Consider the following 511-nt stretch of genomic DNA (forward strand, 5'->3'; position numbering starts at 1 on the left):
CACGTTGATGGTGTTTCGTAGGTAACTGTCACTGTAATGCAGTGACAGTTACTTGAAGTCTCAATATCTATTGGTTTCAAAAGGTGTTTTGAAACGGGACGGCGCAGTGATGGACCATCAAATTGATGATTAGCGGGATTCGCATTTTGTGCTACAAGCTCCAAAATCCCCGATCTACGATGTGACTCAGCGAGGCTTAGGGTTGTTTTCTGACGCACTCACTTCGTTCGATTGTCGGATCGTTCTTCCTCATGAAAGGACTTCGCCCATTTCACGAGAAATCACGATCTCATGAGTAAAGTTTCAGTTATGAGCGTTACGGTGTGATTTTGGGGTGAGTTCAAAAGATGTTAATTCGCACTGTGAAGCCTTCAGGTAGTGAAATTAACTTTCAATGCGGATTTGTGTAATTGTGGGTGGTTTTGGCTCTTAAAATGGCTTACAGGCTGCTTGAGGGGTTTCTAAGAGGTGTTTTCGATAGAAAAGTTGTGGATTTACCATAATAGGAATA

The 511-nt window shown here is 42.5% G+C and carries 1 protein-coding gene; it reads right to left on the reverse strand.

Going from position 1 to position 511, the window contains the following annotated elements; translation table 11 throughout:
- On the reverse strand, window positions 1-218 hold a 218-nt coding region (locus BCT49_RS25980; protein ID WP_206747745.1), incomplete at its 3' end, for a hypothetical protein.
- Window positions 219-511: the final 293 nt, after the last annotated feature.

This window comes from Vibrio lentus (genome assembly GCF_002875945.1).
In the GTDB taxonomy this organism is placed as follows: domain Bacteria; phylum Pseudomonadota; class Gammaproteobacteria; order Enterobacterales; family Vibrionaceae; genus Vibrio; species Vibrio apostichopi.